A 14,310-nucleotide genomic window follows, 5' to 3' on the forward strand; every position below is an offset into this window, starting at 1 on the left:
TGTATAAAATTATATGAATGAAACGATATCATCAAATAAGTTTTTTTATTTGATTTTACTTAGTCTAGTGTTAATAACGACAGTGAATGTTATTTTGCGCTGGGAGGAAGCTTATTTTTTCATGTATTTAGCGCTCCATTTGCTAGGGATTTTATGTATAAGTGGTGGAGTGGTTACTGAAAAAAAGAATGAAGAAAGCGTTAACTATATGTGTGTGATCGGTCTTGTTTTACTTTTAGCTGTACAGGGTATTATGAAATATAGTTCTTTCTCTTTACAAGATTTTAGTTTATTAATAGATGTACTTCCTTAAAGAGGCTTTTTATTTTATCTAAAAAGCAAGTAGGGTACGTGTTGGTTTGTAAGTGTACGGATTGTGAACCGAAGAAAGTGTTTAAAGATAGGTAAAACTCTTCTTATGTAGAAGAGTTTTTTTATGTAAATAAAAAGATCCAGAGCAATTCACATAATAAGCTTGTTCTAATTTAGCGTGTACGAACTTACAATAATAATAGACAGGCAGCATAGAGGAGGGAATAGCGTGAAGAAGGTTATCGGTTGGTCGCTTTTTTTGTACGTTGGATTTGCGTTACTTATATATTGGTATTTATTTGGATGGAATCATGAACTTATTCCGGACATGTATAAGGGAACGAGTGCAGATCCAGAAACGTTTATGAGTACGAGAGAGCTTACGCTAAGCCAAGATTATTCGCGCGTGAAAAATTTACTATACTTTTTAGCGACGCCTCTTGAATGGATTATTTTATTATTTGTACTTGTGCTAGGTATTTCAAGAAAGTTTGAGAAATGGTCGAAGGAAACGACTAAAATAAGTGTTTTGCAAGTTGCGATTTATTTCTTTTATTTATCATTATTGACAACAGTGCTTGCCTTACCGATGCAATGGATTGGCCGGAAAGTGTCCGTTGATTACGGCATTTCAACACAAAGTACACAAAGCTGGATAAAAGATCATGTTATCGGTTTTTGGGAAAGTTATGCGACTATGTTAATCGTAGTTACCGTTCTATTATGGCTTATCCGTAAATTTCCGAAGAGATGGTGGCTCGCAGGATGGGCGCTCTCTGTTCCATTTACAATCTTTTTAACATTCATACAGCCTGTCGTTATTGATCCACTGTATAACGACTTCTCGACGCTGAAAAATAAAGAATTAGAAACGAAAATTTTAGCGATAGCAGACAAAGCGGACATTCCTGCTAAACACGTATATGAAGTAAATATGTCAGAAAAAACGAATGCATTAAATGCTTACGTAACAGGAATTGGCCCTAACGCCCGTATTGTAATGTGGGATACAACACTTAAGCAGTTAAAAGATAAAGAGATTTTATTTATAATGGCCCATGAAATGGGGCATTATGTTATGAAACATATATATTTTGGCGTTGCAAGTTATGTATTGCTATCGTTTATAGGTATGTTTTTAATTAGTCGTATTATAAATATGTGTATTCGCAAATGGGGAGATACATTGCAAATTTCAAAAGTAGCATGTTTCTCCATTTTACCTTTATTTTTCTTAATTTCTTCTGTCCTCTCTTTTGCAGCACAACCAGCAACAAACTACGTTTCACGTATAGAAGAAAGAGCGGCAGATCAATATGCTTTAAATATGACGAAGGATGGGAAATCTGGTGTGAAAACTTTTCAATATTTATCAAAAACAAGTTTAAGCCAAGTAAATCCGCCTGCGTTAGTAAAATTTTTCTTATACACGCACCCACCAATTTTTGAAAGAATTCATACGTTTGAACAATATGAGAAACAAAGCAAAAAGGAGTAGCATGATAGCTACTTCTTTTTTTATAGAGATATAAGTTTCATATTGGGAATATTTATCATTGCTTTTTATTACGATTTTGTAAATAATAAGCTATAAAATTCTAAAAATCTATATATAAAGGAATAAAGGTGGAAAAATGTATTTTTTACAAAATTTAAAAGTGAAATATAAATTATTAGCGCTTATTTCATTAGCAGTTTTAGGTATGGTAATTATGAGCAGTGTAGCAATTAATTCTATTAATAAGATTAAGCACGATACAGAGGTTGTAGTAGATGATTATCAATATTCTGCAATTTTATTAGAAGGAATGCTTCGTACACAAAATTCATTAGAATATAACTTACTAGAATTAATTACGGCATCACAAAATGAAGTGGCAAATAAAGAGGGGATAATTGATAATATTGAAAAGGATCTTAAAAAATATGATTCTTTATTAAAAGAATATGATGATGGTTTTAATTTAAGTAAGCAAGAGGATGAACTATTTCAGAAGATGAAGAAATCTTTGCCAAGTTATAAAGATACATATAAAAAATTATTTGAAAAGGCGAAGGCAACAAATGAGCCACAAATGGTAAATGAATTTCAGAAGGAATTAAAACCGAAGGGAATAGAGTTAGCTGGTTATGCAGTGGATCTAGAATCGTATGTTTCAAATTTAGCTGACCAAGTATTTAAAGATTCTCAAAAAATGATTGATCGTTCCGTTATTACCTTTATCATTCTTGTAGTAGTTACTACAATCGTTATATGTATAGTAAGTTATATTATTAGCAAGCTCATAGTTGCTCCTTTACAAACGGTTAGTCGTATGATGGAAAGAGCGAAAGAAGGAGATTTAACCGTACATGGTGATTATACTGCTAAAGATGAATTAGGTGTATTAGTAAGTAATTTTAACGAGATGATTGCAGGGCTAAGAACAAATATGCAAGAAGTAGAGAATAATATTCAGCTTTTATTTCAACATGCAGACGGAGTAGTATCTGCATCAGAAGTATCTAGTAGTGCAGCAAAGAAAATCACTATGGATATTGAAGAAGTTGCAAATGGTGCAGAAAGTCAAATGCAAGCAATGGAACAAACTGCGGGTGCGTTGGAAGAGTTGACACAAGGAATGCAGAGTATAGTCAATACATCATCCTCTGTAAATGAATTATCTGCTCAATCAGCATTAGATGCAGAGAATGGTAACAAATTAATGAAACAAATGATTCAACAGATGGATACAATTCAAAATTCGGTACATAGCGGTGTGAAACAAGTAGAGACTATGAAAGAACAATCAGAAGAAATTGTTAAAATCATTGATGTTATGCAAGGTATTACCTCCCAGATTAACTTATTAGCATTAAACGCCGCAATTGAGGCTGCACGTGCTGGTGAAAGTGGTAGAGGATTTGCAATTGTGGCAGATGAAGTGCGGAAATTAGCAGAACAATCTAGTGATTCTGCAAAACAAATTGAGAATCTTATTACTCAAGTTATGGGAACAACGAACCATACGGTACATATGATGGGGAAAGTAGATAATGAGGTACAGGCAGGTACACAAGTAGTAATGCATACAGAAAAAGTATTTGGAACAATTACAGAAAAAGTACAGCAAGTATCTGAGCAAATTCAAACGGTATCTATGTCTACAGATGAAATTGCAGCGAGTAGTGAGGAAATCTCGGCTTCTGCAGAAGACATGGCTCAAATTTCCCAAAGATCATCTGACCGAACTGATAGGGTAAAAGAGTCTATTCAACAGCAAGAAAAATCTGTTCAAGAGATTTCGATTTCAATTGAACATATGCATAACGCAGCAGGAAAACTAAAACAAATAGTTGCCCAATTTACTCTTCAAAAGTAGTAGCATATTTGAGTGTTAATAAAGATAAAAAAATCATCCTCTTTTAAGAAAAAAGGATGATTTTTTTATCTCGTTATTTGCTGGGCAGTAAGACCACCACCTCAAAATTCAGCGAAAACGAGTTATCAGTGAAGGGGAATGCTACCTCTGAAATATAAGCCATGAATATAGTAGCCTCCACTAGGTATCTCCTTTAGGTGCCAATAAAGGGAAGTTATAAAGTGAAAAGGAGTTTATAAAGAGATTGTAGAATGTTTTAGTATATAACACCTTAGATGTGACAACTTCCTTTTTGAAAAAGAAAGAAGTATAAAGCAGAAAGGTAGTGGAAATATTTCTTCTAGAAGATTTACATTTTATCTTACATTCACCAAAAAATAATACTCCTGAAACAATGAAGTTCATTTTATTTGAATGAAATAGGGAGAGAGGACAATGAAGAAAAAAATATTGGGTGTAATGATGATTGCGACAATGGCAGGAGGTATATTTACAGGGACGAATGTGACGCCTGTAAAAGCGGAAGAGTATCCACAAATGATTGTGTTTGAAGATGTTCCATACGGATTTTGGGCATATGATGCTATTATGGATTTAGCATATCATAAAATTATATTAGGGTATGGAAACGGGAAGTATGGTGTTGGCGATCTTATAACACGTGAACAAGTAGCTGGGACTATTTACAGAACACTTGAGATAAAAGAAGAAGGGCCAGTAGCGAATCCATATAAAGATGTTTCTGATAGTACAACAACTTTTAAAAAGGAAATTTTGGCGTTAACAAAACGTGGTGTTTTTTCAGGGGATGGCCAAGGGAATTTTAGGCCGAAAGCACCAATCTCTAGAGCGGAAATGGCTGTCATTTTAAAACGAGCATTTCATTTTGAAACGAAACAAAAACATACATTTAAAGATATTCCAAAAGGCCACTGGGCAGAAGATGCAATTAGTGCGTTACAATCTAATAATGTTGTAAGAGGAACTGGGAATGACATGTATGAATTAAATCGCCCTGTACCTAGAGAACAATATGCTCAGTTTATTAATAATGCGATTATTAATTATCATTTGAAAGAGGATTGGAAGTAGAGTAAAATATGAAAGCACAAATAGAAATATTTGTGCTTTTTTGTTTGTTTAAAAAAGAATTATTATTCGCATTTATGTATTTTTATGGTTATACACAAGCTTTATAATCAACCCGATGAAAAAGACATGATGTGTAATATGATTCACAAAACCGTCACGAAATGTGTCGGAAAATATATTGTCACTATACCATTTATTCTGTATATTTTTAAAAAAACATATACATATTGGGGAGATAATTTGATGAGCAAAAAATTATTAAAAACAGCTACAGCATTAACAATTATGGGTGGGGTGTTATTCTCAGTAGAGAGTAACAGTGTAAAAGCGGAAAGTGCACCGTTGCAAAAAACAAATACAATTGTATTTAAAGATGTACCAAAAGGACATTGGGCATATGAGGCAATTCATGAATTAGCGGAACAAGAAATTATTTTGGGATATGGCGATGGAATATTCGGTTTTGGGGATAATGTAACACGTGAGCAAGTTGCAGCTTTAATTTACCGTGTGTTTGATATGGAAGAACAAGATGAATATGAAAACCCATATGGAGATATTGATGAAAATTCAACAAGCTTTATCGAGGAGATATTGGCTTTAACGGAAATGGGAATTTTCCAGGGAGACGAGAATGGAAACTTTAGACCGAAGGCGACGTTAACGCGTGCGGAAATGGCACAAGTTCTTACGAATGCTTTTGACTTACAGGCAAAGGGATCTCATAACTTTAATGATGTTTCAGCAAATTCATGGGCAACGAATGCAATTAGTGCAGTACAAACAAATGGTATTACAATGGGAATCGGAGAAGGTAAATTCGGTCCGTCTATGAAGGTAACGAGAGAACAATACGCACAGTTTTTACATAGAGCAATATTGCATGATATGGAACAAGGGCAGTAATAAAGTTTAACTAGTCAAAGTGAAATTTAAAAATAATACAAAAAGGTCGTTGTTGTATAACAGTGGCCTTTTTTGTATGAAATAAAGCACGAAAGAATGGCGTTTTGAAAAAAAATGAAATGAATTTTCAAAAAAAACTTCCTTTTCTGAAGATTTGTTATATAATATAAAACATGAAATCAAATCTGTTATAAAACAGTTTAAGAAGGGGATGCTAATATGTCGACGCAAACTTCACGGGTTACACTCGTTGGAGAAATGTTACCAGCGTACAACGAAATATTGACACCTGAGGTGCTTAGTTTTTTGAAGGAACTACATGAGAATTTTAATGAGCGCCGCATAGAACTTTTACAAAAACGTGTAGAAAAACAACAGAGAATTGATGCAGGGGAGTTTCCGAAGTTTCTAGAAGAAACAAAACACATACGTGAAGCGGATTGGACAATTGCCAAGCTGCCAAAAGACTTAGAGGATCGCCGCGTAGAGATTACTGGACCAGTAGATAGAAAGATGGTCATTAACGCTTTAAATTCAGGAGCGCATCTTTTTATGGCGGATTTTGAAGATTCGAATGCACCAACTTGGGAAAACGCAGTTGAAGGGCAAATCAATTTACGAGATGCAGTAAAGGGAACGATTTCACATGAAAATGATAAAGGGAAAGAATATAGATTAAATGAGAAAACAGCTGTACTCATTGTACGTCCAAGAGGATGGCATTTAGAGGAAAAGCATATGCAAGTTGATGGGAAAAATATGTCGGGTAGTTTAGTAGATTTCGGCTTGTATTTTTTCCATAATGCGAAAGCTCTTTTAGCAAAAGGGAGCGGCCCATACTTTTACTTACCGAAAATGGAAAGTTATTTAGAAGCGAGATTATGGAATGATGTATTCGTATTTGCTCAAAAATATATCGGCATTCCAAACGGAACGATTAAAGCAACTGTGTTACTGGAAACGATTCACGCTTCGTTTGAAATGGATGAAATTTTATATGAGCTAAAAGATCATTCTGCTGGCTTAAATTGCGGAAGATGGGATTATATTTTTAGCTTTTTAAAGAGTTTCCGTAATCATAATAAATTCTTACTACCAGATAGAGCACAAGTCACGATGACGGCGCCATTTATGCGTTCGTATTCTTTGAAAGTAATTCAAACATGTCACCGCCGTAATGCACCAGCAATTGGAGGAATGGCGGCACAAATTCCGATTAAAAATAATCCAGAAGCAAATGAAGCAGCTTTTGAAAAAGTGCGTGCTGATAAGGAACGCGAAGCTTTAGACGGTCATGACGGGACTTGGGTTGCCCACCCTGGACTTGTACCGGTTGCAATGGAAGTGTTTAATCACATTATGAAAACACCAAATCAAATTTTTAGAAAACGTGAAGAAATATGTGTAACAGAAAACGATTTACTAGAGGTACCGGTGGGAACGATTACAGAAGAGGGCCTTCGCATGAATATTAGCGTAGGTATTCAATATATTGCATCTTGGTTAAGCGGACGGGGAGCAGCACCCATTTATAACTTAATGGAAGATGCGGCAACAGCTGAAATTTCAAGAGCACAAGTATGGCAATGGATTCGTCATGAAGGTGGAAAACTAAATGATGGTCGTAATATTACGCTTGAATTAATGGAAGAGCTAAAAGAAGAAGAATTAGCAAAAATAGAAAGAGAGATTGGTAAGGAAGCCTTTAAGAAAGGGAGATTCCAAGAGGCGACAACGTTGTTTACAGATCTCGTTCGAAATGATGAATTCGTACCATTTTTAACATTACCGGGTTATGAAATTTTATAAAAAATGAAAAGGGGATGGAACAAATGAAAAACGAAAGAATCGAGAAGTTACAAGAAAGCTGGGAATTAGATGAGCGTTGGAAAGGGATCACACGTCCATATTCGGCAGAAGATGTAATTCGCCTGCGCGGGTCAATTGATATTGAACATACTTTAGCGCGTCGCGGTGCTGAGAAGCTTTGGACATCGCTTCATACAGAAGACTATATTAACGCACTTGGCGCATTAACAGGAAACCAAGCGATGCAACAAGTAAAAGCTGGGTTAAAAGCGATTTACTTAAGTGGTTGGCAAGTAGCAGCTGATGCAAACCTTTCTGGACATATGTATCCAGACCAAAGTTTATATCCAGCGAACAGCGTACCTGCTGTAGTAAAACGAATTAATCAAACGCTTCAACGTGCGGATCAAATTCAGCATATGGAAGGAAGCGATGATACAGACTATTTCGTACCGATTGTAGCAGATGCAGAAGCTGGATTTGGTGGGCAATTAAATGTATTCGAACTGATGAAAGGTATGATTGAAGCAGGTGCATCAGGTGTGCATTTTGAAGATCAATTATCTTCAGAGAAAAAATGTGGCCATTTAGGTGGAAAAGTACTACTACCAACGCAAACAGCAGTACGCAATTTAATTTCTGCACGCCTTGCAGCAGATGTAATGGGAGTGCCGACAATTATCGTTGCAAGAACAGATGCGGATGCAGCTGATTTAATTACGAGCGATATCGATCCTGTTGATAAAGCATTTATTACAGGAGAAAGAACACCAGAAGGGTTTTACCGTACGAATGCAGGTCTTGATCAAGCAATTGCGCGCGGTTTAGCGTATGCACCGTACGCAGACCTCGTTTGGTGTGAAACGTCAGAACCAAATTTAGAAGATGCAAAACGATTTGCGGACGCAATTCATAAGGAGCATCCAGGGAAGCTACTTGCATATAACTGCTCACCTTCATTCAACTGGAAACAAAAACTAGATGAAAAAACAATTGCAAGCTTCCAAAAGGAAATCGCATCTTACGGTTACAAGTTCCAATTCGTAACACTTGCTGGATTCCATTCATTAAATTACGGTATGTTTGAACTAGCACGTGGCTATAAAGAGCGCGGCATGGCAGCATACTCTGAACTACAACAAGCAGAATTCGCAGCTGAAAAACATGGCTACTCTGCAACACGTCATCAACGCGAAGTAGGAACAGGTTACTTTGATGAAGTTGCACAAGTGATTACGGGCGGAACTTCATCAACGACAGCGTTAAAAGGATCTACGGAAGAAGCACAGTTTACGAAATAAAAGGAAGGGGCACCTTTTTGAAGGGTGCCCCTTGTTATTTTCTAAACGATTCGAAAAGAGAGAGTGAGTTGTCGGCAAAAAACGATACTTCCTTTTCTTTATTACTAAATCAAATCAACTCCACTCAGCCTTATGATCACGAATAAACTTTATATCTTTCTCATAATGCTCTAGATGTCCTTCATCAATCATTCTTTGGAAATTCAAGTCGCCTTCTTGCGCTTTTCGTTTCATATATGTACATAATCCTTCTAATCGAAGCAACACCATTCCTAAGTAATCTTCATTCATATTTTTATCATAGGACTGAACGAACAAATTTATTCTCTCTTTAATACGATCTGCATGTTGCGATGAGTCATAATGAACAGCTTCACCGGATTCTGTATAATACACTCTACTTAAAGGCACACAAGTATAAAGTGTATAAGCGATATCCCATAGTCTTGGACCAGGAGCAGCAACATCGAAATCAATAATCCCTACTGGCTTCTCATTATTAAAAATAATGTTATATATGGCAAAATCATTGTGACATAAAACCTCAATGTTATTTGGAGTGTGATCCATCGGTTTCCAATCATCTAATAACGGAAAATCACTTACAGCATCATGGTAAAGGCGAAGTATCTTTGCGATTTCTTTTAATACATCATTAGATCGCATATATTCTTTTAAAGGATAATTGCCAGCTTCTCCTTCAATAAAGGATAAAATCTCTCTATCCTTTTCATCTACACCTAAAAACTTTGGAGCATAATGAAATTCTTTATTTTCTAAATGTTGCAATAACTTATGAATCTTTTCACTATTTGACTTTAACTCTCGCCGAACAGTATTTTCAGAACGATATACGCTTGAGACGTTTCCCCCTGTTAGCCTTTCTTCTTTAGCGTAGTTTGACATGTGAAAATTCCCCCTGTGATTAAAAAATCCAATTCCAAATAGTAAATAGACCAACAACGGCAGAAAAGAGAAGGGAAGCAAGCAATGCTAGACAGCAAAAAGGAACTAGCTTATCTTGCCATGTTTCTTTATACTCATAAATTAACTCCTCTGCTACTTTCTTCTGCACTGAAGATAAAGGTTGATCTTTATACAAACCTTTTATATGGTTAGAATCGCCTTTAAACTTTAAAGCACGTGCAATATGATGAGGACTATTTCCCATTGATTTTTCAAATAATAAACATGATTCATGCATAATGTCTGTTTTATCCCGCATTAACGGGCAGTAAGACCCCCACCTCAAAATTTAGCGAAAGCGAAGAAGTTAGGTGAGGGATCAACTGCCCGGAAAAGCCCGATTGGTTCAACTAATAATCAGTGGGGAATAAACAAAACCCCCACTGATTAAAGTTTCACTTTATGCTCCTCTAGATACCAGTAACGTCCAGCCATTTCTGGATATTGTAATGTATAATAAATATCTCCGAGTTTTTTTCGAAGATGTAATTCATTTGGGTATGTAAAGATGAGGCCATGCAATCTATCTCTTGCTTTTCCAAGATTATTATTTTCAATATCCTCTTCAATTCTTTTTAATGTTTTTCTAGGAATTTTATTGGTCATAAACTCCTCCTTATTTAGAATAGAGATAATTATATTTTATAAGAAATACTAAAAATTAGAAATTCTATTTTCGAAAAAGATTGTACATTTTATTTTAATGTGCTATGATGATGTCAGTTGAATAGTTAAATTAAGCAATCCATATGTTATCAAGTGCTGAAAACGAACGAGAAAAAGTATGTGAGAACTAGTTTATGTTTCGTATTTGATAATGTGTGGATTCTTTTTTTAGACAGGAAGACTAAAAAATTAAAAATTTGTATTTTCTTAGGAGGAAATAATCATGGCAGTAACAGGACAAGTAAAATGGTTTAACAACGAAAAAGGCTTCGGTTTCATCGAAGTTCCAGGCGAAAACGATGTATTCGTACACTTCTCTGCAATCGAAACTGAAGGTTTCAAATCTCTAGAAGAAGGCCAAAAAGTTAGCTTCGAAATCGAAGAAGGTAACCGTGGACCTCAAGCTAAAAACGTAATCAAACTATAATTTTATAGTTGATGATGGAAAAAAGGATGGCTAATGCCATCCTTTTTTTAGGTTGTGGAGAAAGTTTTCCCAGAGCTTGTTTTTATATCTAAATCTCTTTTTCTATGTTACAACGAGTGAAAAATTATCTGGAATGCGTATTAGTTTCTGTAGAAGAATTAGTTCAGCAAGAGCATTTGCTGCGTATGATAGTAAATAACTATAAATTTGTATTCTCTATTGAAATAGGGGAATCTTTTCCAGATAGACCTTGAGTAACATCTTTTTTGTTAGCATTGTTGTTGGAATTTTGTACGTTTTGAGATGATGTTTCTAACAGTTGTTCTTGTTCCTTACTAGGGGTATTCAGAGCATCTGAGGGGATGCTATTAACCTGCTGGCTTAATAGATTTTCTTTGTCCATAGTATACAGCTCCTTTTTGGAATTCGATAAAAAGCAATGTAATTATAAATAGCTACTTATATATATTGTGTTTTTGAATGACATTATATACAAAACTTATATTACAAAGTTAACTAATTAACGAATTGTTAGTGATGGATAAAGATGTACAAATTTGAAGTGTTTAATAAAAATTAAAAGCGGGTAACAAGTAATACTCTTTCTCATGTTTTATATAAGGATCATATTACAAATCAAAAAAGATGTAGAGAACCTTGGGAGAAAATATAGTTGTTTTTTTAGGGAGAAGAATAAATAAAATGATGCTACAAATGTAAAAAGGCAATCCATAAAGGAAGGCCTTTTATTGTTCTTGCTCTAATTTTTTCTTCTCACGTTTTTTACATTCTGGACATCTTGATTTACGAAACGGTTTAGCAAAGAATAGCAGAATGAAAAATAAACCAAATATAATACTAGCTGAGTTTTTCACGATAATGACGCTACTATTTTTCATTTGAATCGATGGTTGGATCTCTTTTTCCTCCATAGTGGCCCTCCATATATTGGATTTACATTTTAATTATAGCAAAGTTAATTGTTTTCATGATGTGAAAATAGGAAGGGATAATAAATATTTATAGGTAGTATAAATGCTGTTTTTATAACTTTAAAATTAAAACATTACTATATCGTGATTTTTTTATTTAACAAATGTTTGATAAATGATAAAAAATTGTAAAAAAGCGGAACTTGTAAGCTATTTCCTTTTCATAGATGCTAAAATTATATATGCAGCTGCTAATATAAATGGAAAAAAGGAGATAATGGAGTATGGAAAGTAAAGTGGAACGCTATGTCGAAAATTATGTTGTAACGAAAAATACGATGGCCTTACTTCCTGTTATTCTAAGTGAAAAGAAAATTGTTACGCGAGTCGTTGAAATGAATGATTCTTTTTTCGTATTTCAAAAACCTCTAGATATTATAGAAAGAAGTTGCCGCAAGCATGGCTCTAGTTTCTTAGGCAGAAAAGAAGGAACGAAAGAGTTAACTCATATTACACATAAAGCACCGATTGCGATTAGTCCAGCAGATCAACTTTATTTTTTCCCTACCTATTCTTACTCTAGAAAAGAGTGTGCTTGGTTGTCTCATTTTTATATTGAAAGTAATAAAGAATTAAAAGATGGAAATCTTATTATTAGATTTATAAATGGCTTTGCTGTGAAATTAGAGATATCAAAAACTAGTTTTGAAAATCAACAAAATCGTACAGCGAAATTACGTACTGAATATGAAGATCGTAGGAAAAAACAAGGGAATCCTTGTTTTAAAGAGGTTGATAAAAAAGAGGAATCAACATTAAGACCCGCTTATGAGAGTGTGTATTTTGTGAAGGAAGGCGAAGTGTGAAAGGATGGGGGAATCCCCATTCTTTTTTGTTTATCCTGTTATTTGTGGGCAGTAAGACCCCCGCCTCAAAATTCAGCGAAAGCAAAGAAGTTAAGCGGGGGATCAACAAAATCCCCACTGATTAAAGTTTCACTTTATCAGTCTTTGTAGGTAAGGCGATATATTAGAAAAACCGAGTTGTAATTGTTATATTTAGAAAATCACCATTGTAATTTCATTTACCGAAAAAATCAAAAAAACAATCTAAATAACAAAACGAATGACACGTCCTGTCGAATATTGATAGATTATCATAGCTAAATAATGAAGGAATTCTTATGAAAGATATGGAAACTTTAATAAATACATCTCCATATGTCGTATCTACCATTTCCTCTTTCATATAAGCAATGATACAGTAGGGATAGTATTTAGAGTAAAGGGGTAAAGTGTAGAATGGATTTTCAGACAATCAAAGAGTATTTTTCACCAGAAAATATGGATCATATTGTTGAGAGTTATAAAGCGTTCGGACCACTTCTTGGTATTGGTTTACCGATGATAGAGGCGTTGATTCCAGCATTACCGCTTATCGTATTTGTACTGGCGAATGCTGTTGCATTTGGCTTTTGGCTCGGTTTTCTTTATTCATGGCTTGGATCAGTAATGGGTGCATTACTTGTCTTTTTCATCATCCGCCATTTTGGTCGCAGTCGTTTCTTTTCGTTTGTAAATAAGCATGAGAGAGTACGAAAAGCAATGGGGTGGATTGAAAGGAAAGGATTCGCACCGATTTTTGTTATATTTTGTTTTCCGTTTACACCGTCAGCGCTCATAAATGTTGTCGCTGGTTTATCCCGAATTAGTGTAAAACAGTTTGGTCTAGCGTTAGCATTCGGAAAACTTGTGATGATTTTTATTTTAACGTATATCGGTCATGATTTAATGTCATTTATTCATAATCCGGTGAAATCAGTTATTGTAGCGATTGGTATTTTTATTTTATGGTATGTCGGTAAGAAAATCGAAGTAAAGTTAGAACTACATTAAGAATAGTCTTCTTTGTAAAGGAAAGCTTCAGTATTAAAGGATAAGGGGAGAAGCAGATGAAGAAAACTTTGAAAAAAGAAGGCATGGAGTGGATACGAACAATTTTAATTGGTGTATTATTAGCTGTATTTTTTCGAACGTTTTTCTTTTCAACGTATGTTGTAGAGGGGAAGTCAATGATGCCGACATTGCAAGATGGCAATATGCTAGTTGTAAATAAGGTGAGTTATCAAGTTGGGGACTTGAACAGATTTGACGTTGTGGTATTTCATGCGAATAAAAAAGAGGACTATGTAAAGCGGATTATCGGTTTACCTGGAGATCATATTGAATATAAGCAGGATAAGTTATATATAAACGGTCAATTTATTGATGAGCCGTATTTAGAGAAGTATAAGAAAGAGATAAACGGAAGGCAACTAACAGGCGACTTTACATTAGAAGAGTTAACGAAAGAAAAACTGGTGCCACCTGGGTTTATTTTTGTAGTAGGTGATAACCGGCTCGGGAGTTGGGATAGTAGACACTTTGGCTTTGTAAAAGCTGATACAGTCGTCGGTAAAGTTGATTTGCGATATTGGCCAATTCAAGAGGTGCAAACGAATTTTTCAAAAGGTTGATATAATAGATAGAAGTATAGAA

Annotated in this window: 14 protein-coding genes and 2 pseudogenes; 11 read left to right on the forward strand and 5 right to left on the reverse strand. The window is 34.8% G+C overall.

Translation table 11 applies throughout. From position 1 onward, the window contains the following. Window positions 1-13: 13 nt before the first annotated feature. The 7 genes from V7S45_RS05560 (at window position 14) to aceA (ending at window position 8,782) form a co-directional block, all read left to right on the forward strand. Complete coding sequence (locus V7S45_RS05560; protein ID WP_001006050.1) at window positions 14-313, forward strand: DUF2101 family protein; 300 nt, start codon at window positions 14-16, stop codon at window positions 311-313. A 228-nt stretch (window positions 314-541) separates the two neighbouring features. Further along, window positions 542-1,810, forward strand: coding sequence for a M48 family metallopeptidase (locus tag V7S45_RS05565; RefSeq protein WP_000755729.1), 1,269 nt, complete (start codon window positions 542-544; stop codon window positions 1,808-1,810). 136 nt (window positions 1,811-1,946) lie between these two features. Continuing rightward, the gene (locus V7S45_RS05570; RefSeq protein WP_257115921.1) at window positions 1,947-3,674 is read left to right on the forward strand and encodes a methyl-accepting chemotaxis protein; all 1,728 of its coding nucleotides are present in this window, start codon (window positions 1,947-1,949) and stop codon (window positions 3,672-3,674) included. A gap of 435 nt (window positions 3,675-4,109) precedes the next feature. Beyond that, entirely contained in the window at window positions 4,110-4,766 is a 657-nt protein-coding gene (locus tag V7S45_RS05575; RefSeq protein ID WP_257115922.1) for an S-layer homology domain-containing protein, read from the forward strand. 138 nt (window positions 4,767-4,904) lie between these two features. After that, window positions 4,905-5,672 (forward strand): S-layer homology domain-containing protein, encoded by a 768-nt coding sequence (locus tag V7S45_RS05580; RefSeq protein ID WP_142292929.1) that lies wholly within the window; start codon window positions 4,905-4,907, stop codon window positions 5,670-5,672. 219 nt (window positions 5,673-5,891) lie between these two features. After that, entirely contained in the window at window positions 5,892-7,481 is a 1,590-nt protein-coding gene (aceB, locus tag V7S45_RS05585) for a malate synthase A (RefSeq protein ID WP_257115923.1), read from the forward strand. Window positions 7,482-7,504: 23 nt separating this feature from the next. Further along, window positions 7,505-8,782: an isocitrate lyase gene (gene aceA, locus V7S45_RS05590; RefSeq protein ID WP_000787346.1), complete on the forward strand. Its 1,278-nt coding sequence runs from the start codon at window positions 7,505-7,507 to the stop codon at window positions 8,780-8,782. A 114-nt stretch (window positions 8,783-8,896) separates the two neighbouring features. Here the strand turns inward: aceA and V7S45_RS05595 are convergent, their stop codons facing one another. The 3 genes and pseudogenes from V7S45_RS05595 to V7S45_RS05605 all read right to left on the reverse strand — a co-directional run. After that, entirely contained in the window at window positions 8,897-9,688 is a 792-nt protein-coding gene (locus tag V7S45_RS05595; protein WP_075677598.1) for a phosphotransferase, read from the reverse strand. A 19-nt stretch (window positions 9,689-9,707) separates the two neighbouring features. Beyond that, window positions 9,708-9,998 (reverse strand): annotated as a pseudogene (locus tag V7S45_RS05600) (DUF6584 family protein); the annotation flags it as partial. A gap of 149 nt (window positions 9,999-10,147) precedes the next feature. Then, window positions 10,148-10,354, reverse strand: a pseudogene (locus tag V7S45_RS05605) (DUF6584 family protein); the annotation flags it as partial. 283 nt (window positions 10,355-10,637) lie between these two features. Between V7S45_RS05605 and cspA the strand changes: the two are divergent. Further along, the gene (gene cspA, locus V7S45_RS05610; protein WP_000301522.1) at window positions 10,638-10,841 is read left to right on the forward strand and encodes an RNA chaperone/antiterminator CspA; all 204 of its coding nucleotides are present in this window, start codon (window positions 10,638-10,640) and stop codon (window positions 10,839-10,841) included. 199 nt (window positions 10,842-11,040) lie between these two features. On the opposite strand, the gene V7S45_RS05615 is transcribed toward cspA, so the two are convergent. Further along, the gene (locus V7S45_RS05615; RefSeq protein ID WP_000356912.1) at window positions 11,041-11,244 is read right to left on the reverse strand and encodes a hypothetical protein; all 204 of its coding nucleotides are present in this window, start codon (window positions 11,242-11,244) and stop codon (window positions 11,041-11,043) included. A gap of 343 nt (window positions 11,245-11,587) precedes the next feature. Then, window positions 11,588-11,773, reverse strand: a complete 186-nt coding sequence (locus V7S45_RS05620) for a hypothetical protein (RefSeq protein WP_075677594.1) — start codon at window positions 11,771-11,773, stop codon at window positions 11,588-11,590. A 284-nt stretch (window positions 11,774-12,057) separates the two neighbouring features. Here V7S45_RS05620 and V7S45_RS05625 point away from each other — a divergent pair, with 284 nt between their 5' ends. The 3 genes from V7S45_RS05625 (at window position 12,058) to lepB (ending at window position 14,288) form a co-directional block, all read left to right on the forward strand. Then, the gene (locus V7S45_RS05625; RefSeq protein WP_000444443.1) at window positions 12,058-12,639 is read left to right on the forward strand and encodes a competence protein ComK; all 582 of its coding nucleotides are present in this window, start codon (window positions 12,058-12,060) and stop codon (window positions 12,637-12,639) included. 435 nt (window positions 12,640-13,074) lie between these two features. Beyond that, window positions 13,075-13,668: a TVP38/TMEM64 family protein gene (locus tag V7S45_RS05630; RefSeq protein ID WP_000347517.1), complete on the forward strand. Its 594-nt coding sequence runs from the start codon at window positions 13,075-13,077 to the stop codon at window positions 13,666-13,668. Window positions 13,669-13,724: 56 nt separating this feature from the next. Continuing rightward, entirely contained in the window at window positions 13,725-14,288 is a 564-nt protein-coding gene (lepB, locus tag V7S45_RS05635; protein ID WP_000751919.1) for a signal peptidase I, read from the forward strand. The last annotated feature ends 22 nt before the right edge of the window (window positions 14,289-14,310 follow it).

The sequence above is a fragment of the Bacillus sp. BR3(2024) genome, assembly GCF_039134555.1.
In the GTDB taxonomy this organism is placed as follows: domain Bacteria; phylum Bacillota; class Bacilli; order Bacillales; family Bacillaceae_G; genus Bacillus_A; species Bacillus_A cereus.